Genomic DNA, 24645 nt, shown 5'->3' on the forward strand with positions numbered 1-24645 from the left:
GGAGATTTCGATGAAGCGTTCCTTCCTGGCGCTGGCCGTCGCGGCCGGCCTGTTCGGCGGTGCGGCCGCGGCGCAGGCCCAGACCACCATCCTCAACGCCTCCTTCGATGTCGGGCGCGAGCTGTTCGTCGACATCAACCCGGCCTTCCAGACCTATTGGAAGGGCAAGTCCGGCCAGGATGTGACGGTCGAGCAGTCGCATGCCGGCACCTCGAAGCAGGCGCGGTCGATCCTGGAAGGGCTGCAGGCCGATGTCGTCACCTTCAACCAGGCGACCGACATCACGGCGCTGGAGAAGGGCGGCGCGGTCAAGCCGGGCTGGCAGGCCGCCTTCCCGAACGGCGCCTCGCCCTACTATTCCTTCCCAGCCTTCCTGGTGCGCAAGGGCAACCCGAAGGGCATCAAGGACTGGGGCGACCTGGCGCGCGACGACGTGCAGGCGGTGTTCCCGAACCCGAAGACCTCCGGCAACGCCCGCTACACCTACCTCGCCGCCTATGCCTGGGCGCTGAAGGCCAATGGCGGCGACCAGCAGAAGGCGCAGGATTTCGTCAAGACCGTGCTGTCGCATGTGCCCGTCTTCGACACCGGCGGGCGCGGCGCCACCACCACCTTCGTCGAGCGCGAGACCGGCGACGTGCTGATCACCTTCGAGGCCGAGACCCGCGGCATCCAGAAGGAATACGGCGACCGCGGCTTCGAGGTGGTGGTGCCGCCGACCAGCCTGAAGGCCGATTTCCCGGTGGCGGTGGTCGACAAGGTCGCCGACGCCCGCGGCACGGCGGAGCTGGCCCGCGGCTATCTCGACTTCCTGTACCAGCCGGCGGGGCAGGAGATCCTGGCCGAGCATTTCTACCGCCCGACCCTGGCCGAGGTCGCGGCCAAGCATGCCGACCAGTTCCCGGCGATCACGCTGGCGACGGTCGACGAGGTGTTCGGCGGCTGGGACAAGGTGAATGCCGAGCATTTCGCCTCCGGCGGCATCCTCGACACCGTCTTCGTGAACCAGTGAGCCAGGTCGAGATGGCGGCCCCCCTCTCCTTGCTTCCTTCGAGTCCCCCCTCCCCTTGCGGGAGGGGGSCAGGGGGAAGGGGTTCTCTCGGCTCGCCCCGGCCCCGGATCGCGGAAAGCCGGCTGGCTGACAGACCCCGCCTGTTCGCGCGCGGACGCGCGCAGACCCCTCCCCCTGCCCCCCTCCCGCAAGGGGAGGGGGGACTCTTTTGGGTTGCGCGTCATCGCGCAGGAAGGCAGGGGCAGTGACCAGCGTCGCCCTCGCCGCCCCCCGTCCCGCCCGGCGCCGGGTGCTGCCCGGATTCCGGCTGACGCTGGGCTGCACGCTGGTCTATCTCGTCCTGATCGTGCTGCTGCCGCTGGCCGCGCTGGCGCTGAAGGCGGCCAGCCTGACCCCGGCCCAGTTCCTGGCCATCGTCACCTCGGCGCGCGCCCTGGCCAGCTATGAGGTCACGCTCGGCATGGCGCTGGCGGCGACGCTGTTCAACGGCGTGGTCGGGCTGCTGCTGGCCTGGGTGCTGGTGCGCTACCGCTTCCCCGGCCGGCGCCTGCTGGACGCCATCGTCGACCTGCCCTTCGCCCTGCCGACCGCGGTGGCCGGCATCGCCCTGACCGCGCTGTTCGCCAAGAACGGCTGGTTCGGCGCGCCGCTGGCGGCGATCGGCTTGCCCGTCGCCTACACGCCCCTGGGCATCGCGGTGGCGATGGCCTTCACCAGCCTGCCCTTCGTGGTGCGCAGCGTGCAGCCGGTGCTGGAGGATCTGGACGCGGGCGTCGAGGAAGCAGCCCGCACCCTCGGCGCCGGCGACTGGTCGACCCTGCGCCATGTGGTGTGGCCAGCCATCCTGCCCGCCTTCCTGGCCGGCTGCAGCCTGGCCTTCGCCCGCAGCCTGGGCGAGTTCGGCGCGGTCATCTTCATCGCCGGCAACCGGCCGATGCAGACCGAGATCGCGGCCCTGCTCGTCTTCATCCGGCTCGAGGAATACGACTACGCCGCCGCCGCGGCGCTGGCGCTGACCATCCTGGCCGCCGCCTTCCTGCTGCTGCTCGCCACCAACCTGCTCCAGGCCCGGTTCCTGCGCCATGTCGATCGCCGTTGACCGCGACCCGGCCGTGGCGGCTGTGACCCCGACGGCGACTGCTGCCGCGGCCGTCCGGCGGCGGTCGCCCCGCATCGGCGAGGGGCGCTGGACCCGGCGCATCCTGATCGGCCTGGCGCTGCTGGCCGCCGGCCTGGTGCTGGTGGCGCCGATCGTGGTGATCTTCGCCCAGGCCTTCTCCGCCGGCCTGGCGGTCTTCGCCCGCAACATCGGCCAGAGCGAGACGCTGCACGCCATCGGCCTGACGGTGACCACGGCGCTGATCGTGGTGCCGATCAACACCGTGTTCGGCGTCATGGCGGCCTGGGCCATCGCCAAGTTCCAGTTCCGCGGCCGGCGCCTCTTGACCACACTGGTCGAGATCCCGTTCTCGGTATCGCCGATCGTGGCCGGCGTCGTGTACCTGTTCCTGTACGGCGCCAACGGCCTGTTCGGCCCCTGGCTGCAGGATCACGGCATCCGCCTGATGTTCACCCCGGTGGCGATCGTGCTGGTCAGCCTGTTCGTCACCTCGCCCTATGTGGCGCGCGAGCTGATCCCGCTGATGCAGGCGCAGGGGCGCGACGAGGAGGAGGCGGCGGCGACGCTGGGCGCCAATGGCTGGCAGACCTTCTTCCGCGTCACCCTGCCGAACATCAAATGGGCGCTCCTGTACGGCGTGGTGCTGTGCAACGCCCGGGTGATGGGCGAGTTCGGCGCCGTCTCGGTCGTCTCCGGCCATATCCGCGGCCAGACCAACACGCTGCCGCTGCAGATCGAGCTGCTGTATAACGACTACAACGCCGTCGGCGCCTTCGCCGCCGCCTCGACCCTGGCGCTGCTGGCCCTGGTGACGCTGACGGCCAAGGCGCTGGTGGAGCGCCACAGCCGCCGCGCTGGTAGACCAGGACATTAACCGCGGGGCGTCATCCGCTCGCGCATGAATTCCATGTACTCGGCCTCCGAGGTCTCGCGCCGGGCCCGGACCAGCGGCTTGATATCCTCGGTGGCGACGTAGCGCAGCTGGTCGGTGCCGTCGGTGGCAGCCGTGTAGATCACCTCGGCCACCTCCTCGCTGGTGGCGTCGGCGCGGGAAGCACGCAGCCCGGCGAAGACCTGCATCGCCCCCTTCAGGAAAGGCCCGTAATCCGGCAGGTCGGCCGAATGACCGGCCTCCGCGGCGCTGCGGTCGCCGAAGCGGGTCTTGGTGACGCCGCCGGGCTCGACGATCTTCACCGCGATGCCGAGAGAGGCCAGCTCGTAGGACAGCGCCTCGGAGAAGCCCTCCAGCGCGAATTTCGAGGCGCAGTACAGCGAGATCATCGGCAGGGTGAAGACGCCGGCGCCGGAGCCGATGTTGACGATGGTCCCGGCCCGGTTGGCCCGGAAATGCGGCAGCAGGGCGCGGGTCACGTCCATGACGCCGAAGACGTTGACGTCGAACTGCTCCTGGATCTTGTCGCGCGGCGCCGCCTCGAACACGCCGAACAGGCCGAAGCCGGCGTTGTTGACCAGCACGTCGATGCGGCCGAACCGGGCGATTGCCGCGGCCACCGCCGCCTCGATGCTGGCCGGGTCCTGCACGTCCAGCCGGGTGACGAGGACATTGTCGCCGAGCGCGGCCAAAGCGGCGCTCGCCTCCGGCCGGCGCATGGTGGCGACGACGTTCCAACCGCGCGCGGCGAACAGGCGGGAAGTGGCCTCGCCGAAGCCGGTGGAACAGCCGGTGATGAGAACGGTGCGGGTCATCGGGGTCTCCTGGGTGAGACCCCGATATGCCCCTGCCCCGCTGTTGTGATAATCCGTTCAATCCCGGATGAGTTGATGAAAGCAGCCGGATAATGGCCGATCTCACCCTGAGCGAGCTGACCGCGCTGGGGGCCGTCGCGGCCCATCGCAGCTTCCGTGCCGCGGCGGCGGAGCTGGGGCTGTCCCCCTCCTCTCTCAGCCATATGGTGGCCAGCCTGGAGCGGCGGCTGGGCGTGCGGCTGTTCAACCGCACCACCCGCAGCGTCGCGGTGACCGAGGCCGGCGAGCAGTTCCTGGCCCGGATCCAGCCGGCGCTGCGCGAGATCGCCGAGGCGGTGGAGACGGTAAACCGGTTCCGCGACACGCCGGCCGGCCTGTTGCGGCTGAACAGCTCCGAGGGCGGGTCGGCGCGGATCCTGCCGGTGGTGCTGGAGTTCATGGCCGCGTATCCGGAGATGCGGGTCGACCTGGTGACCGAGGGCCGGATGATCGACATCGTCGCCGCCGGCTTCGATGCCGGCATCCGCCTGGCCGAGGCCGTGCCGCAGGACATGGTCTCGGTGCCGCTGGGCATCGACGAGGCGATGATCGTGGTCGGCGCGCCCGGCTATCTGGCGGCGCGGGGCGTGCCGCGGGCGCCGGCCGACCTGTTCGCGCATGACTGCATCCGCGCCCGGCTGCCGAGCGGCGCGCTGCTGCGCTGGGAGTTCGAGCACCAGGGCGAGGAGGTCCGCATCGACCCGCCCGGCCGGCTCACCATCGGCAGCCCGGAGCTGAGCCAGCAGGCGGCGCTGGCCGGCGCCGGCCTGGCCTTCGTCAGCGGCCGCACCGCGGCGGCGGATCTGGAATCCGGCCGGTTGCGTCAGGTGCTGGCGGACTGGACCCCGCCCTTCGCCGGGCTGTGCCTCTACTACCCGCACCAACGCCTGCCCTCGGCCGGGCTGCGGGCCTTCATCGACGTGTTTCAGAGGGCGCGGAAGCGCTGACAGCCCCTCCCGTCATGGCGAGGCGCGCAGCGCCGTGGCCATGACGGGTTGGGTTGGAAAGACGTGTCTATCAGGCCGGCGTCAGGACGTGGACGGCCCGGTCGGCGATCAGGTCCTTGGTGCGCTCGCCATAGGCCTTCATGTGCGGGGCGACGGAATGCGCCTTCAGCGCCTCCGGGCTCTCCCACTTCTCGATCACGACGAAGGTGTCGTCGCCGAAGCGGGCCGGGCTGCCCTCGGCATCCACCGCGGGCCCGTATTCGATGCAGCCCTGCTCGGCATGAACCTCGGGTACAAGCTTGCGGAATTCCGCCAGCAGAGCGGCGCGCTGGCCGGGCTTGGCGGTCAGCAGGGCGATGACATGGATCATGTCGAGACTCCGTCGTTTTGTCCGATCTTATCGCCCTGACCGCACGAACCGCCAGCCTTCGTCGGCCGGCGGCGAACGATCGGCCACCCCAAAGGATTCGTCCGATGTTTTCGGCGAATACGGGAAGGATTCAGGCATTCACCAGGTCAACGGCGAACGCCGCCGGCGTGCGCAGCGTCTGGTAGACGACGCAGTAGCGCTCGGTCAGCTTCAGCAGGGTGGCCCGCTGCTCCTCGGTCAGGTCGCCCTCGACCGCGAAATGCAGCCGGATGGCGCGGAAGCCGACCGGCGCGTCCTTGGCCACGCCCAGCGTGCCGCGGAAGTCGAGATCGCCTTCCGCCGAGACGGTGCCGCCGGTGATCGGCAGGGCCAGCGCCGTCGCCACCGCCTTCAGCGTCACCCCGGCACAGGCCACCAGCGCCTCCAGCAGCATGTCGCCGGAGCACAGCGACAGGCCGTCGCCGCCGGTCGCCGGGTGCAGCCCGGCCTCGGCCAAGGCGCGGCCGGTCTCGACCTTGCAGGTCACGCCCTCCTCGCCCAGCCGCCCCTTGGCGCGCAGGGTGACCAGGGCCGAATCCGGCGCCTCGCGATACTGGTCCTTCAGCGGCGCCTGCAGGGCGCGCAGCGAATCCGCATCCATCGTGGTCTCTCAGATCGTGACGGGCACGGCCGAAGCCCGGGCCCCTGCGGCGCCCGCATCGCGGCCGGCCGCCGCATCCCGCGGCGGCGCCAGGGAGGATAGCACGGCCTCGCGCAGGCGCAGCAGTTCCGGCGCGCCGGCGCGCTCGGCCCGCGGCAGCGGCACGGCGATGTCGGCGGCGATCCGGCCCGGGCGGCCGGCCAGCACCACCACGCGGTCGGCCAAAACCAGCGCCTCGTCGATGTCGTGCGTCACCAGCATCAGCGTCGGCTGCAGCCAGTCGCGGATCTCCAGCAGGTGGCGGTGCAGGTCGCGCCGGGTGAAGGTGTCGAGCGCGCTGAACGGCTCGTCCAGCAGCAGCACCTTGGGCCGGGCCACCAGGGCCCGGGCGATGGCGACGCGCTGGGCCATGCCGCCGGAGAGCTGGCGCGGCCAGGCCTCGGCGAAGCCGGAGAGCCCGACCCGGGCGATGGCGTCGGCCGCCAGCCGCGCCGCCTCGGCCCGGGGCAGCCGGCCGAGGCCGAAGCGGATATTGGCCTCGACCGTCAGCCAGGGCATCAGCCGCGGCTCCTGGAACACCACGCCGACATCCTCGCCCGGCCCGTCGACCGGATGGCCGGCGACCGACAGCGTGCCGGCCGAGGCCCGCTCCAGCCCGGCGATCAGGCGCAGCAGCGTGCTCTTGCCGCAGCCGCTGGCGCCGACCACGGCGACGATGGCGCCGGACTCGACCGTGAGATCGATGCCGGCCAGGGCGTCCAGCCCGTTCGGATAGCGCTTGGCGACGCCCTGCAGCGACAGCATGGTCATGCCCCTTCCGGACGGAAGCCGTCCTGCCAGCGCACCAGCCGGGCGCCGAGCGCGGCCAGGGCCATGTCGCTGAGCTTGCCCAGCACGGCGAACAGCAGGATCGCGGCCAGGATGGTGGCTGGCCGGCCGGTCATCTGCCCGTCGACCAGCAGGTAGCCCAGGCCCTTGCTGGCGCCCATGAACTCCGCCGCCACCACGAACATCCAGCCGAGGCCCAGCCCGCCGCGCAGGCCGGTGATGTAGGTCGGCAGCGCGGCCGGCAGCAGGATGCGGCGCACCAGGTCCCAGGTGCCGAAGCGGTAGATCCGCCCGACCTCGACCAGCTTGCGGTCGACCGAGGCGATGGCGCCGGCCAGGGTCAGGTAGACCGGGAAGAACACGCCGACCGCGATCAGCAGCACCTTCGGCGTCTCGAAGATGCCGAACCACAGGATGAACAGCGGCACCCAGGCAATCGACGGGATGCTGCGCAGCGCCTGGATCGTCGGGTCCAGCAGCCGGCGCGCCAGCGGCCAGACGCCGGTGGCGGCGCCCAGCGCCGTGCCGGCGGCGGCGCCGAGCAGGAAGCCCCACCACATCCGCCACAGAGTCGCCAGCACGTGGTCGAGCAGCACGCCGCGGCTCGCCAGGTCGCCCAGCGTCCTCAGGATCTGCGACGGCGGCGGCAGCAGGCGGGTGGAGACCACGCCGAGGGCGGCCAGCACCTCCCAGCCCAGGGCCAGACCGACCGGCAGGACCAGCCCGATCACGACGGCGCCGATCGCACCGGCGGCGCGCGGCCCGCGGATGCCCGTACCGGCCGCGGCGGGGTCGAGGCTGGCCACGGCTACTGCGCCAGCGCGGTCTTGAAGCGGGAATCGAGCAGCGCGTCGACCGCGGCCGCGACATCGACCCCGGCCTCGATCACCCCGGCCTTCTGCAGCGCCACCCCGGCGGCCAGGATGGTGTCGCGCTTCGGCGCGTCGATCGCCGGTCCGGACAGGTCGGTGCGCTCCAGCTGCTTCGCCGCCGCCGCATCGGTCAGGCCGGCGGCCTGCACCAGGGCGGCGCGCAGCTCGTCCGGATGGGCCAGGGCGTAGGTCCGCGCCTGCTCATAGGCGCGGATCACGGTCTCGACGATCTCCGGATGGTCGGCGGCGAACTGCTCGTTCACGTTCAGCACGCCATAGGTGTTCAGGTCCGGCTTGCGGTAGAACAGCCGCGCCCCCTGCTCCAGCTCGGCCTGTGCCATCATCGGGTCCAGCCCGGCCCAGGCGTCGACCTGCTTCCCGATCAGGGCGTTGCGGCCGTCGGCGTGCTGCAGCAGCACCACCTCGATGTCCTGCTCGGCCAGGCCGTGATCGGCCAGGGCGCGCAGCAGGAAGATGTAGGGGTCGGTGCCGCGGGTGACGGCGACGCGCTTGCCCTTGAGATCCTCGACCGACTGGACCGGGCTGTCGCCATTGGTCACCAGCGCCGTCCATTCCGGCTTGGAATATGAGTAGACGGCCTTGATCGGGCTGCCGTTGATCCGCGCCAGCAGCGCCGCGGCGCCGGCGGTGGAGCCGAACTGGACGCTGCCGGAGTTCAGGAACTCGATCGCCTTGTTGCTGCCGGCGCTCTGCACCCAGGTCACCGACACGCCCTGCGGCTTCAGCGCCTCCTCCAGCCAGCCCTTGTCCTTCAGCACCAGGCTGACCGGGTTGTAATAGGCCCAGTCGAGGGTGATGGCGGAGACCGGATCCGCGGCCCGGCCCAGCGCCGGCGCCAGGGCGGCAACGACGACCGAGCCGGCAAGCAGCAGGCGGCGGGACAGGGTGATCATGGTCGGTCCTCTCGGCCGGACAGGATCAACGATCCCGGCCCGTTGTTTGTCGGATGAAATACCATATTTTGGAAATTGTTTATGTCAAATGCATTAATTCACTTGAAAAATATGTCTATAATAGATCCCTCGACAGCGGGGATTCTCTTCGGCATAATGAAACAAATTAGGAACAAATTGACCGGAATGCCATGGACGACCATGTCGTCGCCGCCCTGTGGCGTGCCTTTGATGCGCGCGACTGGGCCTGCGCCTTGGGATTATTGTCCGATGACTTCGTGGCGGATTGGCCGCAGACCTGCGAGCGGATCCGCGGCGCCGACGCGTTCATTGCGCTGAACGCCAACTCCCCCGCCCGCTGGCGCTGCCACCTGCAGGAGCTGATCCAGGCGGGCGAGCGCGCGGTGTCCCGCGTGCTGCTGACCGACGGCAACGACATCGTGCATGCGGTCTCGCTGTACCGCCTGCGCGACGGCCAGATCACCGAGGCGGTGGAGGTCTTCGCCGAATCCGGCGAGCCGCCCCACGACCGCAGCCTCTGGGTCGAGCGCTATGAGCTGAAGGTGCCGGCCGGCTGAGGCCGGCGCGAGGTGGCCCTTCCCCTTTCGTCATGGCGAGCCCCGCAGGGGCGTGGCCATCCAGGGGCCGGTGCGAACTGCCCCTGGATGGCCACGTCGCTTCGCTCCTCGCCATGACGGTTCGGGGTGGCTTTCGCACCGACCAGAGGGGCGCCGGTCCGCGCCTAACACGCCACCGTCAGCTCGACATACTCCGCCCGCATCGGGTTGTCGCCCGGGGCCACCTTGGTGACCTTGCAGCCCGACACCTGCTCGATCGCCTTGCGCTCGGCGGCACGGACCTTGGCCTTGGTCGGGCCGATCAGGCTCGGGCCCACCAGCCAGGCGCCCCAGGTCGTCTGCGTCAGCCGGGTGACGCCGATATCGAGGCCGTTGACCGGCACCGTCCGCGACAGCACGGCGGGCGGCTCGCCCGGTTTCTGGGCGCAGCCCAAGAGCACCAGCGCCACCAGCGCCGGAAGACCGTATCTCACCTGAACCCCCAAAGGCCTTTTTTCCTTTGGAGCAGACGATATCAGGTTGTTGCCGAAGGATTCCAGCCGGCTCGTGCAAGAATTCGCTCGGCCAGCAAATGATACAAGCCGTGCCGCAGCACCAGGCGGGAGCCGAGCCAGGCGAGGCCGACCGAGGGGATCAGGATGGCGAGGCCTCGGGATTCGCCGGTCATCTCCGCCAGCAGCACCAGCGCGGTGACCGGCGAATGGGTCACCCCGGTCAGGTAGGCGGCCATGCCGACCAGCATCAGCGACGGCACCAGGTCCGGGCCGACCAGCGGCGCGAAGATGGCGCCGAAACCGGCGCCGACCGAGAGCGAGGGCGCGAACAGCCCGCCCGGGATGCCGGCCGAGGAGGCGAGCGCGGTGGCCGCGAACTTGGCCGGGAAGAACCACCAGGCCAGGGCATGGCCGCCTTCCAGCGCCAGCCGCGTCGGCTCGTAGCCGGTGCCGAAGGTGGCGCCGCCGGCGGCCAGGCCGATCAGCCCGGCCAGCAGGCCGCAGCTGGCGGCGGCGGCCAGAACCGACCAGCGGCCGAAGCGGGCGAACAGCCGCGGCAGCAGCCGGGTCAGGGCCAGGACGCAGCGGCCGAACAGGCCGCCGAGGATCCCCGCCAGCACCGCGACCAGCAGGAACACCGGGATCGCGACGACGGTGAAATCGAGCGGATGGCGGCCGAAATAGGTGTAGTCGCCGAGCACGGCGATGGCGACGGCGGAGGACAGGAAGATCGCGGCCAGCACCGCCATGCGGTTGCGGATGTCGAAGCCGGCGGCCAGCTCCTCCAGCGCGAAGACGATACCGGCCAGCGGCGTGTTGAAGGCGCCGGCCAGGCCGGCGGCGCCGCCGGCGGTGATCACCCGCCGCAGCCGGGCCGGGGTGGCGTTCGCCGTCAGGCTGGCCAGGATCACGGCGCCGACCTGCACGGTCGGCCCCTCGCGCCCGATCGAGGCGCCGCAGGCCAGCCCGAACAGGCACAGCGCGATCTTGCCGATGCCGGTGCGGGCGTTCAGCTGGCTTGGCACCAGTTCCAGCGGCCGGCGCATCGCGGCGATGCATTGCGGGATGCCGCTGCCCGGCGCCGCCGGGAACAGCCGCTGCGCCGCCAGGGCGGAGATCCCGAAGCCGAGGGCGCCGAGGATCGGCGCCAGCCACAGCCGCCCGTCGGTGATCCAGGCGAACAGGCTCTGCGCCCCGTCGGCAGCCTCGGCGAAGGCGACCGCCATGCAGCCGACCAGGAGGCCGCCGACGCCGAAACGCAGAAGCCGCCGCAAACGCGGCGGCGACAGCAGGCGGCGAAGGGTTCGTGGTGTCAGATCCGGGGCGGCGCCGCCGGCCGGATGCATCATGCCTGGGCCGGGGCCGGCTCCTTGCCCTCGGGCTGGGCCACCCGGAAGCTCTCGCCGCAGCCGCAGCGATCGACCTCGTTCGGATTGTTGAACACGAAGCGGGCGCCGAACTCTTCCTGGACGTAGTCCATCTCGGTGCCGAGCAGGAACATGATCGCCGAAGGGTCGATCAGGACGGTGACGCCCTTGCTCTCGACCACATCCTCGAACTTCTTCCGCTCCTCGGCATATTCCATGAAGTAGCTGAGGCCGGAGCAGCCGCGCGCCTTAACCCCGACCCGGAGGCCGAGGATCGGCTTCGGCGACTTCGCGATCAGCTCGCGCACGCGGTCGGCGGCGCGGTCGCTCAGGGAAATCGGCGGCGGTAGGGCGCGCATCCTGTTCACCTCTTGTCCTCGACCCACAAGATGGGCCGATCGGGAAAAGACTTCAACGGTCTGCGGTTGCAGGGCTGGTCCTCACCTTGCCGAGGCCTGGCCTGCCCCCTCACCCTCCCACGTGCTTCGCACGCGGGCCCCTCCCTCTCCCCGAGGAGAGGGAATCGGAGCTGCGGCCCCTTCACCTCTCCTTGGGGAGAGGTCGAAATCGCGGAGCGATTTCGGGTGAGGGGGCGAGAGCAGGCCTCTCCGCATTCACAACGTCACATCCCCAGCGCCAGACGGGCGTCCTCGCTGGCGCGCTCGATCGACCAGGCCGGGCTCCAGGTCAGGTTGACCTTGGCCTCGGTCACGCCCGGCACCACCGCGGCGCCGCGCTCGACGATCGCGGGCATCGATCCGGCCACCGGGCAGTTCGGCGCGGTCAGGGTCATGTCGATCTCGACCTTGCCCTCCGGCGACACCTCGACCCGGTAGATCAGGCCGAGCTCGACGATGTTGACCGGCAGCTCCGGATCGAACACCAGGGTCAGGTTGTCGAGCACGGCCGAGCGCGTCGCCTCGACATCGAGCGGGTACTCGATCTTCGACAGCGGCGTGCGGACATGGATCCAGTCCGGTTCCGGCACGTCCAACGTGCCGGCGCGCAGGAAGTCGTTCAGGCCGAGGCCGTCATCGGGGAAGTAGGCGGGTTTGCTCATGATGTCGCCTCCCGCGCGGCGAGGGTGCGCCGCGCGATCTCCTTGATCCGCTCGACCATCGAGGCCAAGCCGTTGCGGCGGCCGCTGGTCAGATGGGTGTCGAGGCCGAGCCGGTTGAACAGGCCGCGCAGATCCATCGCCGCCACCTCCTCCGGCCGCTTGCCGGAGAACACGCCGGTGACGATGGCGATCAGCCCCTTGACGATGCGGGCGTCGCTGTCGCCCTGGAACACGATGTGGTCCGGCGCCTGGTCCTCGGGCCGGGCGATCAGCCACACCTGGCTCTGGCAGCCATGCACCTTGTTGGCCTCGGTCCGCTCGGCGTCCGGGAACGGCGGCAGGGCGTCGCCCAGGCTGATGATGTAGGCGTAGCGCTCCTCCCAATCGTCGAGGAGGGAGAAGTTCTCCTCCAGCTCTTCCTGGGATAGCGACATGCTCATTTCCCGAACAGCTTGACCACCTTGTCCAGCGCCTCGGCCATCACGTCGATCTCGGCCTTGGTGTTGTACAGGGCGAAGGAGGCGCGCGCCGTCGCCGGCAGGCCCAGCCGCTCCATCAGGGGCTGGGCGCAGTGGTGGCCGGCCCGGACGGCGACACCGGCCTGGTCGATCACCGTGCCGATGTCGTGCGGGTGGGCGCAGTCCATGGCGAAGGAGATGATCGAGGCGCGGTCCCGCGCCCGGCCGACGATGGTCAGGCCCGGGACATGCGACAGCCGCTCGACCCCGTATTCCATCAGTTCGTGCTCATGCGCCGCGATGGTGTCGAGGCCGAGCGCGGTGACATAGTCGATCGCCGCCTTCAGCGCGATGGTCTGGGCGATGGCCGGGGTGCCGGCCTCGAACTTGGCCGGCAGCTCGGCGAAGGTGGTACCGGAGAAGCTGACGGTGCGGATCATCTCGCCGCCGCCCTGCCAGGGCGGCATCGCCTCCAGCAACTCTTCGCGGCCGTAGAGGATGCCGATGCCGGTCGGGCCGTACAGCTTGTGGCCGGAGAAGGCCAGGAAGTCGCAGCCGAGATCCTGGACGTCGACCGGCATGTGGGTGATCGCCTGGGCCGCGTCGAGCAGCACCTTGGCGCCGACCGCATGCGCCCGCTCGATCACCGCCTTGACCGGGACGATGGTGCCCAGCGCGTTCGACATGTAGGCGACCGAGACCAGCCTGGTCCGCGGCGACAGCAGGCGCTCGTACTCGTCGAGCAGGAAGTTGCCGTCGTCGTCGATCGGGGCGACCTTGAGGACCAGCCCCTTCTCCTGCGCCAGCAGCTGCCAGGGCACGATGTTGGAATGGTGCTCCATCACCGAGACGATGATCTCGTCCCCTTCCTTGAGGAAGGCGCGGCCGTAGCTCTGGGCCACCAGGTTGATCGCCTCGGTGGTGCCGCGGGTGTAGACGATCTCCTTGATCGAGCGGGCGTTGATGAAGCGCTTCACCGCCTCGCGCGTCGCCTCAAAGGCGTCGGTCGCGGCGCCGCTGAGATAGTGCAGCCCGCGATGGACGTTGGCGTATTCCTCCTCGTAGACGCGGCTCTCGGCGTCGATCACCGAGCGCGGCTTCTGCGCCGAGGCGGCGTTGTCGAGATAGACCAGCGGCTTGCCGTAGACGGTGCGGGACAGGATCGGGAAATCCGCCCGGACCGCGTTCACGTCATAGGCGTTGATGCCGCTCGAATGGACCATGGGGCGCGTGTCCATCATCCCTCCTGGTGCCGCCCGGCGAGCCACAGCCCGACCGCGGCCTCGAACTCCTCGCGCACCGCCTCGTCGGCGACCTCCTCCAGCGCCTCGCGCAGGAAGGCCTCGACCAGCAGGGCCCGGGCCGTGCGCTCGTCGATGCCGCGGGCGCGCAGGTAGAACAGCGCCTCGGAATCGATCTCGCCGACCGTGGCGCCGTGGCTGCACTTGACGTCGTCGGCGTAGATCTCGAGCTCGGGCTTGCTGTCGATCTCGGCGGTCCTCGACAGCATCAGCGCCCGGTTCAGCTGGTAGCCGTCGGTGCGCTGGGCGTCGCGGCGGACGATGATCTTGCCCTGGAAGACGCCCCTGCCCTTGCCGTCCAGCACGCCCTTGAACACCTCGCGCGACCGGCAGTCCGGCACGGCGTGGTCGATCAGCGTGGTGGTGTCGATGTGGCGGCTGCCATCGGCCAGATAGGCGCCGGTGACGTGGCCGTTGCCGCCGCGGCCGGTGAAGGTCGCCACCACCTCGGTCCGCGCCAGGTCGGCGCCGAGGCTGAGGGTGAAGCTGTCATAGGTGGCGTCGCGGCCGATGGTGGCGCTGCCGTTCAGCAGATGCACCGCCTGCAACCCCTCGCTCTGCCGCCGGTAGTGGCGCAGCCGGGCGCCGTCGCCGATCTCGGCATCGACCACCGCATTGGTGAAATAGCCGGTGTCGTCGGTGCCGTGATAGGCCTCGATCACCGTCGCCTGGCTGTTGGCCCCGGCCAGGACCAGGATGCGCGGGTGGCTGGCCACGATCGCGTCGCCAGGCGCGGTCAGGAAGACCAGGCGAACCGGCGCCTCGATCACCGCGCCCGGGGCGATGCGCAGCACGGCGCCATCCTCGACCAGGGCGGCGTTCAGCTCGACCAGCGATGCGTCGGCGGCCTTGGCGAAGCGGGATTCGACCTCGGCATCGGCGGCCTCCAGCGCCGCGGCATAGCCGTCGAGGCGCAGGCCCTTGGGCAGGGCGTCGAGATGCGACAGCTCCGGCCGCAGCCGGCCGTTGACGAAGACCATGGACGGGCCCTGCGCCGGCACGAAGGCGCGCAGGCCGTCCGGCAGCGCCGCGTCGGCCGGCGCCGTGGCGCCGTTCAGGCCCAGCTTCTCCAGCCGCCGCAGGTCGGTGTACTTCCAGGCCTCCTGCTTGCGGGTCGGCAGGCCCAGGCTCTCGAACCGGGCCATGCCCGTCTCGCGGCGGCGGGCGACGGCGCTGTGGCCGACGCCAGGCAGCGCCGAGCGGCTGGCCGAGAACCGCTCGCGCTGCGCGGCGACGACAGGGGAGATCGCTTCGCTCATCGCGGCCTCACGCGGCAGCGGCCGGAATGACGCCGGCGTAGCCCTTCTCCTCCAACTCCAGCGCCAGCTCCTTGCCGCCGGACCGGACGATCCGGCCATCGGCCAGGATGTGGACATGGTCGGGGACGATGTGGCTGAGCAGGCGCTGGTAGTGGGTGATCACCAGGAAGGCCCGGTCGGGCGAGCGCAGCTTGTTCACGCTCTCGGCCACCACCTTCAGCGCGTCGATGTCGAGGCCGCTGTCGGTCTCGTCCAGCACCGCGAGGCTGGGCTGCAGCAGAGCCATCTGCAGCGCCTCGTTGCGCTTCTTCTCGCCGCCGGAGAAGCCGACATTGACCGAGCGCTTCAGCATCTCGGCGTCGATGCCCAGCTCCTTGGCCCTCTCGCGCAGCAGCTTGGTGAACTGCATCGGGTCCAGCTCGGCCTCGCCGCGATGCTTGCGGTGGGCGTTGTAGGCGGTGCGCAGGAAGGTGACGGTGCCGACGCCGGCGACCTCGAGCGGGTACTGGAAGGCCAGGAAGACGCCGGCGCGCGACCGCTCCTCCGGCTCCATCGCCAGCAGGTCCTCGCCGTTGAAGGTGATCGACCCGCCGGTGACCTCGTAGCCGTCGCGGCCCGCGATGACGTAGCTCAGCGTCGACTTGCCGGAGCCGTTCGGCCCCATGATGGCGTGGATCTCGCCCTGGCCCAGGGCCAGCGACACACCCTTCAGAATCTCCTTGCCGTCGACGGCGACGTGCAGGTCCTTGATCTCCAGCATTCCGCGTTCCCTCGCCGCTTCACCGCGGCCTGTCCTCGATAAGAATGGCCGGCCTCAGCCGACCGAGCCTTCCAGGCTGATGCCGACCAGCTTCTGGGCCTCGACCGCGAACTCCATCGGCAGCGCCTGCAGCACCTCGCGGCAGAAGCCGTTGACGATCAGGCCCAGCGCCTCCTCCTCGCCGATGCCGCGCTGGCGGCAGTAGAAGAGGACGTCCTCGCTGACCTTGCTGGTGGTCGCCTCGTGCTCCACCTGCGCCGTCGGGTTGCGGCTCTCGATATACGGCACGGTGTGGGCGCCGCACTTGTCGCCGATCAGCAGGCTGTCGCACTGGGTGAAGTTGCGCGCGCCCTCGGCGCCCGGCAGGATCCGCACCAGGCCGCGATAGGTGTTGTCCGACTTCCCGGCCGAGATGCCCTTGGAGATGATCCGGGAGCTGGTGTTCTTCCCGATATGGATCATCTTGGTGCCGGTGTCGGCCTGCTGGCGGTTGTTGGTGATCGCCACCGAATAGAACTCGCCGACCGAATTGTCGCCCTGCAGGATGCAGCTCGGGTACTTCCAGGTGATGGCCGACCCGGTCTCGACCTGGGTCCAGCTGACCTTGGAGTTGCGGCCGCGGCAGGCGGCGCGCTTGGTGACGAAGTTGTAGATGCCGCCCTTGCCCTCCTCGTCGCCCGGATACCAGTTCTGGACGGTGGAGTACTTGATCTCGGCGTCATCCAGCGCCACCAGCTCGACCACCGCGGCGTGCAGCTGGTTCTCGTCGCGCTGCGGCGCGGTGCAACCTTCCAGATAGGAGACGTAGCTGCTGTCGTCGGCGATGATCAGGGTGCGCTCGAACTGGCCCGTATTCTCCGCATTGATGCGGAAATAGGTCGACAGCTCCATCGGGCAGCGCACGCCCTTGGGGATGTAGACGAACGACCCATCGGTGAAGACGGCCGAGTTCAGCGTGGCGAAGTAGTTGTCGGAATAGGGCACCACCGAGCCGAGGTACTGGCGCACCAGCTCGGGGTATTTCTGCACCGCCTCGGAGATGGAGCAGAAGATCACGCCCTCCTTCTCCAGCGCCTCCTTGAAGGTGGTGGCGACGGAGACGCTGTCGAACACGGCGTCGACGGCGACGCCGGCCAGCTTCTCCTGCTCGCGCAGCGGGATGCCCAGCTTCTCGTAGACGGCCAGGATGTCGGGGTCGACCTCGTCCAGGCTGCCGAGCTTGGGCTTCTTCTTCGGCGCGGCGTAGTAGTAGGCGTCCTGGTAGTCGATCGGCGGGTGGCTGATCCGCGCCCAGTGCGGCTCCTCCATCGTCTGCCACAGCCGGAAGGCGCGCAGCCGCCATTCCAGGAGCCATTCGGGCTCGTTCTTCTTGGCGGAGATGAAGCGGACGGTCTCCTCGGTCAGCCCCTTCGGCGCGGTCTCCATCTCGATGTCCGAGAAGAAGCCGTGCTTATAGCGGCTGTTCGTGATCTCTTCGACCTGCCGGACCGTCTCCTGGACTGCCGCCATGCCTCGCTCCTCAACCCTGTGCCAGAACCGATTAACCGAGTGGGCTAGTCGGGTACTCCGATGCGGAAGGCCCCAAAGGTTACCCCTTGGGAGGCCAGTGCTGCCGCCCTTCTCTCGCCAATAGATAGGCGTTTCGGCGGCGATTGCCAGCGAAAACCCGACTGCGAGAGTCGTTCTCAGCCGCGCTCCGCTGGACCCCGGCATGCGGATCGCTCATGCCGGAAGATCCTTGTATCACATCATGTTGTTGCTGCCGCCCGGCAGCCGGACGGTCAGCCCGTCGAGCTCGTCATTCATGATGATCTGGCAGCCGAGGCGCGAGGTCTTGGTCAGGCCCCAGGCGAGGTCGAGCATGTCCTCTTCGTCCTCCCGCGCCGGCAGCAGCTTTTCGTACCAGTCCGGCTCGACGATCACATGGCAGGTCGAGCAGGCCAGAGACCCCTCGCAGGCGCCCTCCAGATCGACGTCGTATTTGTGCGCGATCTCCATGATCGACAGCCCGGCCGGGGCGTCGATCTCGCGCCGGTTCCCGTCCGGCTCGATGAAGATGATCCTGGGCATTCCGGCCCTGCTCCTGCTCGAAAACGTGGTGTTCTACGAAAGCCGGCGACCCGCGGCAACCGGCGAAACCTCATGCCACCCTTCAGGCCACCGCACGGCTGCGCCTTCGCCGGGAGAGATCGATCCAGGCAGCGACGCAGCGGTCGATGGCCTCGGCGTCGGTCGCCGGCCCCAGGCTGATGCGGATCGCGCTCTCGGCCAGGTCGTCCGGCAGGCCCATCGCCTCCAGCACATGGCTGCGGCGGACCTTGCCGGAGCTGCAGGCCGAGCCGGCGCTGACTGCGACCCCGGCGAGGTCCAGCGCCGCGACCTGGGTCTCGGCGGTGACACCGGGCATGGCGACGCAGCTGGTGTTGGCGACGCGCGGCGCCCCGGCGCCCAAAACCACGGCGCCCTCGGCCGTCAGCCGCCGCTCCAGCTCGTCGCGCAGCGCCGCGATCCGCGGCATGTCCGCCCGGTCGGCCACCGCTGCGGCAGCGGCGCCGAAGCCGGCGATGCCGGCGACATTCTCGGTGCCGGCGCGGCGCCGGCCCTCCTGCGCCCCGCCGCGCAGCAGCGGCGCCAGCGGCAGCCCGTCGCGCAGCACCAGGGCGCCGATGCCCTGCGGCCCGCCCAGCTTGTGGGCGGAGAGGCTGAGGGCGTCGACCTCGGCCCCCACCGCGGGCAGGGGAATGCGCCCGGCGGCCTGGACCGCGTCGCAATGGATCAGCGCGCCGTGGCGGCGGGCGATCGCCGCGGCCTCGGCCACCGGCTGGATCACCCCGGTCTCGTTGTTCACCGCCATGACCGAGACGATCGCCGGCTCGCCTCCGGCCGCCAGCAGCCGGTCGAGGGCATCGAGATCGACCCGGCCGTCGCCGCCGACCGGGATCCGCTCGGCGGCCCAGGCCAGGGCGCTGTCATGCTCGATGGCGGAGGCCAGGATCCGGCGCCGGCCGAGGCCGGTCAGCGCCAGGGCGTTGGCCTCGGTGGCGCCGCCGGTGAAGACGATCTGGGCCGGGGCGACCCCGGCCAGGGCGGCGACCTGCCGCCGCCCGGCCTCGGCCAGCCGCCGGGCCTCGCGCCCGAAACGGTGCACCGAGGACGGGTTGCCGACCGACTCCAGCGCCGCGAGCATGGCGTCGCGCGCCTCCGGCCGCAGCGGCGCGGTGGCGTTGTGGTCGAGATAGACGGCGGTCACGGGGCCAGCCTCACTCGGCGGCGACGGTCGCGCCCTGCCCGGCGGAGAACAGATGGCTGGAGCCGAGCACCCGGCGGTTGACCACATCCTCGACCGTGACCGAGGACAGGTACATGTGGATCTGGTTGCCCAGCTCCTCCCACAGATCGTGGGTCAGGCAGCGGCTCTTGTCGCTGTGGCAGCCGAGCGGGCTGTGCTTCTCGCAGCGGGTGGCCTGGATCGGCTCGTCCACCGCGAAGATGATGTCGGAGATCCGCACGGTGCCGCAGGGCCGGGCCATCAGATAGCCGCCGCCGGGCCCGCGCACGCTGCGGACCAGGCCGCCGCGGCGCAGCTTGGCGAAGAGCTGCTCCAGATAGGGCAGCGAGATCTCCTGGCGGAGGGCGATGTCGGCGAGCGCCACCGGGCCGTCGGCCCCGTGCCGTGCCAGGTCGACCATCGCCATGACGGCGTAGCGTCCCTTGGTGCTCAAACGCATCTTCTGCGCCCCCATCGGCCCGACCTGCCCGCCGGACCGGAAACCATACAGCTGCCCGCGCCGCGGACCGGATACCCATCGTCTCCGGCGGCGCGATCCGCGTCCCTCAGCCCCGTCCGGTCCGGTGTGCCTCGATCAAGACCCTTGAACACGCAGGCCGTCCCGATGCTATACGAACATTACGCGTGGATCGTGTTGAGGCGGGTGGCCGGCACGGTCCGCGACGTGGCAGGGTGAGTGACCGCTTAGATATAGATATCCGAGTGTAATGGTCAAGAAAGCCGCCTTACCGCGCCGGACCGCCCCGCCGCCATCTCGAGGAGCTTAACGGCCGATGCCGGACGTCATCTTCAACGGATCCGAGGGTCGCCTCGAAGGCCGCTACACCCCGAGCAAGCGCAGCAATGCGCCGATCGCGCTGCTGCTGCACCCGGACCCGCTGGGCGGCGGCACGATGTTCAACAAGATCGTGCACACGCTGTACCAGGCGTTCAAGAAGCACGAATTCACCGTGCTGCGCTTCAATTTCCGCGGCGTCGGCCGCAGCCAGGGTATCCATGACCGCGGCGAGGGCGAGTTGTCCGACGCCGCCTCGGCGCTGGACTGGATGCAGGCGCTGAACCCGAATGCCGAGGCCTGCTGGGTCGGCGGCTTCTCCTTCGGCGCCTGGATCGGCATGCAGCTGCTGATGCGCCGGCCGGAGATCGACGGCTTCATCTCGATCGCGCCGCCGGCGAACAAGTACGACTTCACCTTCCTGGCGCCCTGCCCCTCCTCCGGCCTGATCGTCCAGGGCGACAAGGACGACCTGGTGCCGCATGACGCGGTGCAGAAGCTGGTCAACAAGCTGTCGCAGCAGAAGGACATCAAGATCGATTACCGGCTGGTGCCGGGCGCGAACCACTTCTTCACGCTGCACAATGACCAGCTGCTGGCCCATATCGACGAGTACCTGACCAAGTCGGTGAAGCTGGCGCCGCCCCAAACCGCCGACTGATCAACCGCCCGGACCTCCGGGCCGGGCGCATGGGGCCGGATACAGGGGATCGAGCATGGCGAAGACCGAAGCCGAGACGCCGAACGCCGACCAGATCGCCTATTGGAACGAGGCCGGCGGGTCGGTCTGGGTCGAGATGCAGGACCGCTTCGACCGGATGACCGCCCCGTTCAGCCGCGAGACGGTCGCGGCGCTGGCCCCCAGGGCAGGCGAAAGGCTGCTCGACATCGGCTGCGGCAGCGGCGGCAGCACGCTGGAGCTGGCCCGGCTGGTCGGCCCCGGCGGCCAGTTGCTCGGCGTCGACATCTCGGCCCCCATGCTCGGCCTCGCCCAGCGCCGCGCCGCCGAGGCCGGTCTGGACAATGTCCGCTTCATCGAGGCGGATGCGCAGACCACGAAACTTGAGCCGCGCGCCTTCGACGGGCTGTTCTCGCGCTTCGGCGTGATGTTCTTCGACGACCCGGCCGGCGCCTTCGCCAACTTGCATGGCGCGCTGAAGCCGGGCGGCCGCCTGGCCTTCGTGTGCTGGCGCGCCATGGCCGAGAATGGCTGGGCCGCGGCGCCGCTGGCCGCGGCGCTGTCGCATCTGCCGCCGCTGCCGCCCCCGGCCCCCGGCGCGCCGGGGGCTTTCGCCTTCGCCGATCCGGACCGGATCCGCGACATCCTCGGCCGCGCCGGCTTCTCCGGCATCGCGGTCGCGCCCTTCGACACCAAGGCCGGGGTCGGCGACCTCGACGAGACGGTCGCGCTGATGCTGCGCAGCGGCCCGGTCGGCGGGGTGCTGCGCGAGCATCCGGACCGGCGCGACACCGTCGCCGAGGCCGTGCGCAAGGCATTGGCGCCGCACCAGACCGCGGACGGCGTGGTGCTCGACGCCGCCACCTGGATCGTCACCGCCGCGGCCTGATCACGCCACCGAGGGAAGTTCGGTTTGAGGCACGGGCGGCGCTCGTGCTACAGCCCTTTTGTCTGTTCCGTCTGTCAGGGCTGGCAGACAAAAGAGACAAACTTCCGACAAGCAGTCGACGATCATGACCGGATTCCGCTCCGACTTCCTGCGCACCCTCGAGGCGCGCGGCTTCATCCATCAGGCGACGGATGCCGAGGGCCTGGACGCCCTGGCGGCGAAGGGCGGGCTCACGGCCTATATCGGCTACGACGCCACGGCGGACAGCCTGCATGTCGGGCATCTGGTGCAGATCATGATGCTGCGCTGGCTGCAGCAGACCGGCGGCCGGCCGATCGCGCTGATGGGCGGCGGCACCACCAAGATCGGCGACCCGTCCTTCCGCGACGACGCGCGGCCGCTGCTCGACAATGCCACGATCGACGGCAACATCGCCTCGATCCGGCGGGTGTTCTCGCGCTTCCTCGACTTCGAGGCCGGCGCGATCATGGCCAACAACGCCGACTGGCTGGACGAACTGGCCTATATCCCGTTCCTGCGCGAGGTCGGGCGGCATTTCACCATCAACCGCATGCTGAGCTTCGATTCGGTGAAGCTGAGGCTGGACCGTGAGCAGCCGCTGACCTTCCTCGAATTCAACTACATGATCCTGCAGGGCTACGACTTCCTGGAGCTGGCGCGCCGCCACGACTGCGTGCTGCAGATGGGCGGGTCGGACCAGTGGGGCAACATCGTCAACGGCATCGACCTGGCGCGCCGCATCGCCCAGCGCGAGCTGTACGGCCTGACCTCGCCGCTTCTCACCACCTCCTCCGGCGCCAAGATGGGCAAGACCGCGGCCGGCGCCGTCTGGCTGAACGAGGAGCGGCTGCCGGTCTACGACTACTGGCAGTACTGGCGGAACACCGAGGATGCCGATGTCGGCCGCTTCCTCAAGCTGTTCACCGAGCTGCCGCTGGAGGAGATCGAGCGGCTGGCGGCGCTGGGCGGGGCCGAGATCAACGACGCCAAGAAGATCCTGGCGACCGAGGCCACCGCCCTGGTGCATGGCCGGGAGAAGGCCGAGGCGGCGGCCGAGACCGCGCGCCAGGCCTTCGAGCAGGGCGTGTCGGCCGAGGGCTTGCCCTCGATCGACGTGCCGGCGGCCGAGCTGACGGCCGGCATCCAGGCCTTCCGCCTGTTCGCCCGGGCCGGCCTCGCCGCCTCGAACGGCGAGGCGCGGCGGCTGATCCAGGGCGGCGGCGGCCGCGTCAACGACGCCGCCATCGCCGATCCCGAGCAGGTGATCGGCGACCGCGACATCGGCGCCGACGGCGTGATCAAGCTCTCCGCCGGCCGCAAGAAGCACGCGCTGGTGCGGCCGGCCTGACGCTGCAATGACGCCAAACTGACCCCACTAACGCACCGTTAGTGGGGTCGAAATGCCTCCATTGCGGCGGTCCGCTCGACGGCGCAGCATTCCTCCTGAGTCTCGCGTCCCAAGCTGGCGCGGCCAAAGGACAACAGGAGGGGCATGATGATCCGGCATGCGATGGCATCCTTGGCGTTGGCGGCCTGTGCCCTGGGCCCGATGACGGCCCGCGCCGCCTCCCCGCCCGCGGTCGAGGCGCCGGACGGCATGGTGGTGTCGTCGCAGCACCTCGCCTCCGACGCCGGGGCCGAGATCCTGCGGGCCGGCGGCAACGCCGTCGACGCCGCGGTCGCCACCGGCTTCGCCCAGGCGGTGACCAACCCCTGCTGCGCCAATATCGGCGGCGGCGGCTTCATGGTCATCCATCTGGCCAAGGAAAACCGCGACACCTTCCTGAACTTCCGCGAGACCGCGCCGGCGGCCGCGACCAAGACGATGTATCTCGATGCCGCCGGCAACCCGGTCAAGGGCGCCAGCCTGTACGGCTACCTGGCCGTCGGCGTGCCGGGCAGCGTGCTGGGGCTGGACACCGCCCTGGCGAAATACGGCAGCATGACGCGCGAGCAGGTGATGGCCCCGGCGATCAGGCTGGCCCGCGAGGGCTTCGTCCTGACCCGCGGCGACACCGACATCCTCGACGCCGGCGCCAAGCTGCTGAAGCAGGACCCGGTGGCGGCGAAGATCTTCTTCCGCCCCGACGGCTCGGCCCTGCAGCCGGGCGACAAGCTGGTGCAGACGGACCTGGCCGACACGCTGGAGGCCATCGCCAAGGGCGGGCCGGACGCCTTCTACAAGGGCGCGATCGCCCAGAAGGTCGCGGCGGCGATGCAGGCCAATGGCGGCGTCATGACCGCGGCCGACTTCGCCGCCTATACCGTCACCGAGACGGCGCCGGTGACCTGCAGCTACCGCGGCTATGTCGTGGTGTCCTCGCCGCCGCCCTCCTCCGGCGGCACCACGATGTGCGAGATCCTGAACATCCTCGAGGGCTACGACCTGAAGGCGCTGGGCTGGCACTCCGCCGCCGGGGTGCATCTGATGGTCGAGGCCATGCGCCACGCCTATATGGACCGCAACACCTATCTCGGCGACCCGGCCTTCGTGCAGAACCCGCTGGACCGGCTGCTGAGCAAGGACTACGCGGCCGAGATCCGCACCAAGATCCTGCCGGACAAGGCGACGCCGTCGAAGGAGGTGCAGCCCGGCGTGCCGCCGCATGAGAAGACCGAGACCACCCACTATTCGGTGGTCGACAAGGACGGCAATGCGGTGTCGGTGACCTACACCATCAACGGGCTGTTCGGCGCCGGGGTGATCGCGCCCGGCACCGGCTTCCTCTTGAACGACGAGATGGACGACTTCACGGTCAAGCCCGGCGTGCCGAACCTGTTCGGCCTGGTGCAGGGCGAGGCCAATTCGATCGCGCCGGGCAAGCGGCCGCTGTCCTCGATGGCGCCGACGCTGGTGACCAGGGACGGCCAGATCGTGATGGTGCTGGGCAGCCCCGGCGGGTCGCGCATCATCACCATCACGCTGCAGGCGGCGCTGAACATGATCGATTTCGGCATGGCGCCACAGGAGGCGGTGGACGCGCCCCGCATCCACCACCAGTGGCTGCCGGACGAGGTCTATGCCGAGCCCTATGCCCTGTCGCCCGATACGGTGAAGCTGTTGGAGCAGATGGGCCACAAGGTGACGGTGCAGTCGCCCTGGGGCGCCACCGAGCTGATCGCCCTGCAGCCCTCGGCCGCCGCCGCGTCCGGCCCCGCCTCCTCCGGTAACGACCGGGCCTTCGGCGGCAAGATGCTGCCCGGCTTCGTCTACGGCGCCAACGACAACCGCCGCCCGGCCGGGCTGGCGGTGGGCGAGTAGCCGA

At 70.0% G+C, this 24645-nt stretch carries 27 protein-coding genes; 9 read left to right on the forward strand and 18 right to left on the reverse strand.

Features of this window, described 5'->3' with window-relative positions:
- Positions 1-10: 10 nt before the first annotated feature.
- The 3 genes from BWR60_RS08470 (at position 11) to cysW (ending at position 3006) form a co-directional block, all read left to right on the forward strand.
- Complete coding sequence (locus BWR60_RS08470) at positions 11-1012, forward strand: sulfate ABC transporter substrate-binding protein (protein ID WP_088150563.1); 1002 nt, start codon at positions 11-13, stop codon at positions 1010-1012.
- Between the two features lie 244 nt (positions 1013-1256).
- A complete protein-coding gene (gene cysT, locus BWR60_RS08475; RefSeq protein WP_218823401.1) occupies positions 1257-2111 on the forward strand; it encodes a sulfate ABC transporter permease subunit CysT in 855 nt (284 codons plus the stop codon).
- A complete protein-coding gene (cysW, locus tag BWR60_RS08480; protein WP_088150564.1) occupies positions 2095-3006 on the forward strand; it encodes a sulfate ABC transporter permease subunit CysW in 912 nt (303 codons plus the stop codon). The genes cysT and cysW overlap by 17 nt, the downstream gene beginning before the upstream one ends.
- Here cysW and BWR60_RS08485 read toward each other — a convergent pair.
- Positions 3003-3839, reverse strand: a complete 837-nt coding sequence (locus BWR60_RS08485) for an SDR family oxidoreductase (RefSeq protein ID WP_088150565.1) — start codon at positions 3837-3839, stop codon at positions 3003-3005. The genes cysW and BWR60_RS08485 overlap by 4 nt on opposite strands.
- 92 nt (positions 3840-3931) lie before the next feature.
- On the opposite strand from BWR60_RS08485, the gene BWR60_RS08490 reads away from it, so the two are divergent.
- The gene (locus tag BWR60_RS08490) at positions 3932-4825 is read left to right on the forward strand and encodes a LysR family transcriptional regulator (RefSeq protein ID WP_088150566.1); all 894 of its coding nucleotides are present in this window, start codon (positions 3932-3934) and stop codon (positions 4823-4825) included.
- 70 nt (positions 4826-4895) lie between these two features.
- Here BWR60_RS08490 and BWR60_RS08495 read toward each other — a convergent pair whose 3' ends face one another.
- The 5 genes from BWR60_RS08495 to BWR60_RS08515 form a co-directional block, all read right to left on the reverse strand.
- Positions 4896-5195 carry a putative quinol monooxygenase gene (locus BWR60_RS08495; RefSeq protein WP_088150567.1) on the reverse strand — a complete coding sequence of 100 codons (300 nt, stop codon included), beginning with the start codon at positions 5193-5195 and terminating at the stop codon, positions 4896-4898.
- A gap of 130 nt (positions 5196-5325) precedes the next feature.
- The gene (locus tag BWR60_RS08500) at positions 5326-5835 is read right to left on the reverse strand and encodes an OsmC family protein (protein ID WP_088150568.1); all 510 of its coding nucleotides are present in this window, start codon (positions 5833-5835) and stop codon (positions 5326-5328) included.
- A 9-nt stretch (positions 5836-5844) separates the two neighbouring features.
- Complete coding sequence (locus BWR60_RS08505) at positions 5845-6645, reverse strand: ABC transporter ATP-binding protein (protein ID WP_230982996.1); 801 nt, start codon at positions 6643-6645, stop codon at positions 5845-5847.
- Entirely contained in the window at positions 6642-7469 is an 828-nt protein-coding gene (locus tag BWR60_RS08510) for an ABC transporter permease (protein ID WP_088150569.1), read from the reverse strand. The genes BWR60_RS08505 and BWR60_RS08510 overlap by 4 nt, the downstream gene beginning before the upstream one ends.
- Positions 7470-7471: 2 nt before the next feature.
- Positions 7472-8449, reverse strand: a complete 978-nt coding sequence (locus tag BWR60_RS08515; RefSeq protein ID WP_088150570.1) for an aliphatic sulfonate ABC transporter substrate-binding protein — start codon at positions 8447-8449, stop codon at positions 7472-7474.
- 191 nt (positions 8450-8640) lie between these two features.
- Here BWR60_RS08515 and BWR60_RS08520 point away from each other — a divergent pair, with 191 nt between their 5' ends.
- The gene (locus BWR60_RS08520) at positions 8641-9027 is read left to right on the forward strand and encodes a nuclear transport factor 2 family protein (RefSeq protein ID WP_088150571.1); all 387 of its coding nucleotides are present in this window, start codon (positions 8641-8643) and stop codon (positions 9025-9027) included.
- A gap of 164 nt (positions 9028-9191) precedes the next feature.
- Here the strand turns inward: BWR60_RS08520 and BWR60_RS08525 are convergent, their stop codons facing one another.
- From BWR60_RS08525 to BWR60_RS08580, 12 genes are all read right to left on the reverse strand, one after another.
- On the reverse strand, positions 9192-9500 hold the full coding sequence (locus BWR60_RS08525; protein ID WP_088150572.1) for a hypothetical protein: 309 nt from the start codon (positions 9498-9500) through the stop codon (positions 9192-9194).
- A 41-nt stretch (positions 9501-9541) separates the two neighbouring features.
- Positions 9542-10870, reverse strand: coding sequence for a chloride channel protein (locus BWR60_RS08530; protein WP_088150573.1), 1329 nt, complete (start codon positions 10868-10870; stop codon positions 9542-9544).
- Positions 10867-11247, reverse strand: coding sequence for a HesB/IscA family protein (locus BWR60_RS08535; RefSeq protein ID WP_088150574.1), 381 nt, complete (start codon positions 11245-11247; stop codon positions 10867-10869). The genes BWR60_RS08530 and BWR60_RS08535 overlap by 4 nt, the downstream gene beginning before the upstream one ends.
- A 263-nt stretch (positions 11248-11510) precedes the next feature.
- Entirely contained in the window at positions 11511-11948 is a 438-nt protein-coding gene (locus BWR60_RS08540; protein WP_088150575.1) for an iron-sulfur cluster assembly protein, read from the reverse strand.
- Positions 11945-12382, reverse strand: coding sequence for a SufE family protein (locus tag BWR60_RS08545; protein ID WP_088150576.1), 438 nt, complete (start codon positions 12380-12382; stop codon positions 11945-11947). The genes BWR60_RS08540 and BWR60_RS08545 overlap by 4 nt, the downstream gene beginning before the upstream one ends.
- Positions 12383-12384: 2 nt before the next feature.
- Positions 12385-13644, reverse strand: a complete 1260-nt coding sequence (locus BWR60_RS08550) for a cysteine desulfurase (protein ID WP_088150577.1) — start codon at positions 13642-13644, stop codon at positions 12385-12387.
- The gene (gene sufD, locus BWR60_RS08555; RefSeq protein ID WP_088150578.1) at positions 13644-14966 is read right to left on the reverse strand and encodes a Fe-S cluster assembly protein SufD; all 1323 of its coding nucleotides are present in this window, start codon (positions 14964-14966) and stop codon (positions 13644-13646) included. The genes BWR60_RS08550 and sufD overlap by 1 nt, the downstream gene beginning before the upstream one ends.
- Positions 14967-14973: 7 nt before the next feature.
- Positions 14974-15726 carry a Fe-S cluster assembly ATPase SufC gene (gene sufC, locus BWR60_RS08560; protein ID WP_088150579.1) on the reverse strand — a complete coding sequence of 251 codons (753 nt, stop codon included), beginning with the start codon at positions 15724-15726 and terminating at the stop codon, positions 14974-14976.
- Positions 15727-15780: 54 nt separating this feature from the next.
- Complete coding sequence (gene sufB / locus BWR60_RS08565; RefSeq protein ID WP_088150580.1) at positions 15781-17235, reverse strand: Fe-S cluster assembly protein SufB; 1455 nt, start codon at positions 17233-17235, stop codon at positions 15781-15783.
- A 234-nt stretch (positions 17236-17469) separates the two neighbouring features.
- Positions 17470-17796: a ferredoxin family 2Fe-2S iron-sulfur cluster binding protein gene (locus tag BWR60_RS08570; RefSeq protein WP_034842035.1), complete on the reverse strand. Its 327-nt coding sequence runs from the start codon at positions 17794-17796 to the stop codon at positions 17470-17472.
- An 82-nt stretch (positions 17797-17878) separates the two neighbouring features.
- Positions 17879-18976 carry a cysteine desulfurase family protein gene (locus tag BWR60_RS08575; RefSeq protein WP_230982997.1) on the reverse strand — a complete coding sequence of 366 codons (1098 nt, stop codon included), beginning with the start codon at positions 18974-18976 and terminating at the stop codon, positions 17879-17881.
- Positions 18977-18986: 10 nt separating this feature from the next.
- Complete coding sequence (locus BWR60_RS08580; protein ID WP_088150625.1) at positions 18987-19454, reverse strand: Rrf2 family transcriptional regulator; 468 nt, start codon at positions 19452-19454, stop codon at positions 18987-18989.
- A gap of 334 nt (positions 19455-19788) precedes the next feature.
- Between BWR60_RS08580 and BWR60_RS08585 the strand changes: the two genes are divergently transcribed.
- The 4 genes from BWR60_RS08585 to ggt all read left to right on the forward strand — a co-directional run bounded on the left by BWR60_RS08585 (position 19789) and on the right by ggt (position 24641).
- Entirely contained in the window at positions 19789-20451 is a 663-nt protein-coding gene (locus tag BWR60_RS08585) for an alpha/beta hydrolase (protein ID WP_088150582.1), read from the forward strand.
- Between the two features lie 55 nt (positions 20452-20506).
- Positions 20507-21358, forward strand: a complete 852-nt coding sequence (locus BWR60_RS08590; RefSeq protein ID WP_088150583.1) for a class I SAM-dependent methyltransferase — start codon at positions 20507-20509, stop codon at positions 21356-21358.
- A gap of 124 nt (positions 21359-21482) precedes the next feature.
- Positions 21483-22727, forward strand: a complete 1245-nt coding sequence (gene tyrS / locus BWR60_RS08595) for a tyrosine--tRNA ligase (RefSeq protein ID WP_088150584.1) — start codon at positions 21483-21485, stop codon at positions 22725-22727.
- A 144-nt stretch (positions 22728-22871) separates the two neighbouring features.
- A complete protein-coding gene (ggt, locus tag BWR60_RS08600) occupies positions 22872-24641 on the forward strand; it encodes a gamma-glutamyltransferase (RefSeq protein WP_230982998.1) in 1770 nt (589 codons plus the stop codon).
- Positions 24642-24645: the final 4 nt, after the last annotated feature.

It is taken from the genome of Inquilinus limosus (assembly GCF_002195995.1).
GTDB classification, from domain to species: Bacteria; Pseudomonadota; Alphaproteobacteria; order DSM-16000; family Inquilinaceae; genus Inquilinus; species Inquilinus limosus_C.

Bases quoted from the DNA above. Each gene is read 5' to 3' on its own strand.
- BWR60_RS08470 (WP_088150563.1), top strand. From the start codon at position 11: ATGAAGCGTTCCTTCCTGGCGCTGGCCGTCGCGGCCGGCCTGTTCGGC.
- cysW (WP_088150564.1), top strand. From the start codon at position 2,095: ATGTCGATCGCCGTTGACCGCGACCCGGCCGTGGCGGCTGTGACCCCG.
- BWR60_RS08485 (WP_088150565.1), bottom strand. From the start codon at position 3,839: ATGACCCGCACCGTTCTCATCACCGGCTGTTCCACCGGCTTCGGCGAG.
- BWR60_RS08490 (WP_088150566.1), top strand. From the start codon at position 3,932: ATGGCCGATCTCACCCTGAGCGAGCTGACCGCGCTGGGGGCCGTCGCG.
- BWR60_RS08495 (WP_088150567.1), bottom strand. From the start codon at position 5,195: ATGATCCATGTCATCGCCCTGCTGACCGCCAAGCCCGGCCAGCGCGCC.
- BWR60_RS08500 (WP_088150568.1), bottom strand. From the start codon at position 5,835: ATGGATGCGGATTCGCTGCGCGCCCTGCAGGCGCCGCTGAAGGACCAG.
- BWR60_RS08505 (WP_230982996.1), bottom strand. From the start codon at position 6,645: ATGACCATGCTGTCGCTGCAGGGCGTCGCCAAGCGCTATCCGAACGGG.
- BWR60_RS08515 (WP_088150570.1), bottom strand. From the start codon at position 8,449: ATGATCACCCTGTCCCGCCGCCTGCTGCTTGCCGGCTCGGTCGTCGTT.
- BWR60_RS08520 (WP_088150571.1), top strand. From the start codon at position 8,641: ATGGACGACCATGTCGTCGCCGCCCTGTGGCGTGCCTTTGATGCGCGC.
- BWR60_RS08530 (WP_088150573.1), bottom strand. From the start codon at position 10,870: ATGATGCATCCGGCCGGCGGCGCCGCCCCGGATCTGACACCACGAACC.
- BWR60_RS08535 (WP_088150574.1), bottom strand. From the start codon at position 11,247: ATGCGCGCCCTACCGCCGCCGATTTCCCTGAGCGACCGCGCCGCCGAC.
- BWR60_RS08540 (WP_088150575.1), bottom strand. From the start codon at position 11,948: ATGAGCAAACCCGCCTACTTCCCCGATGACGGCCTCGGCCTGAACGAC.
- BWR60_RS08545 (WP_088150576.1), bottom strand. From the start codon at position 12,382: ATGTCGCTATCCCAGGAAGAGCTGGAGGAGAACTTCTCCCTCCTCGAC.
- BWR60_RS08550 (WP_088150577.1), bottom strand. From the start codon at position 13,644: ATGGACACGCGCCCCATGGTCCATTCGAGCGGCATCAACGCCTATGAC.
- sufD (WP_088150578.1), bottom strand. From the start codon at position 14,966: ATGAGCGAAGCGATCTCCCCTGTCGTCGCCGCGCAGCGCGAGCGGTTC.
- sufC (WP_088150579.1), bottom strand. From the start codon at position 15,726: ATGCTGGAGATCAAGGACCTGCACGTCGCCGTCGACGGCAAGGAGATT.
- sufB (WP_088150580.1), bottom strand. From the start codon at position 17,235: ATGGCGGCAGTCCAGGAGACGGTCCGGCAGGTCGAAGAGATCACGAAC.
- BWR60_RS08570 (WP_034842035.1), bottom strand. From the start codon at position 17,796: ATGCCCAGGATCATCTTCATCGAGCCGGACGGGAACCGGCGCGAGATC.
- BWR60_RS08580 (WP_088150625.1), bottom strand. From the start codon at position 19,454: ATGCGTTTGAGCACCAAGGGACGCTACGCCGTCATGGCGATGGTCGAC.
- BWR60_RS08585 (WP_088150582.1), top strand. From the start codon at position 19,789: ATGCCGGACGTCATCTTCAACGGATCCGAGGGTCGCCTCGAAGGCCGC.
- BWR60_RS08590 (WP_088150583.1), top strand. From the start codon at position 20,507: ATGGCGAAGACCGAAGCCGAGACGCCGAACGCCGACCAGATCGCCTAT.
- tyrS (WP_088150584.1), top strand. From the start codon at position 21,483: ATGACCGGATTCCGCTCCGACTTCCTGCGCACCCTCGAGGCGCGCGGC.
- ggt (WP_230982998.1), top strand. From the start codon at position 22,872: ATGATGATCCGGCATGCGATGGCATCCTTGGCGTTGGCGGCCTGTGCC.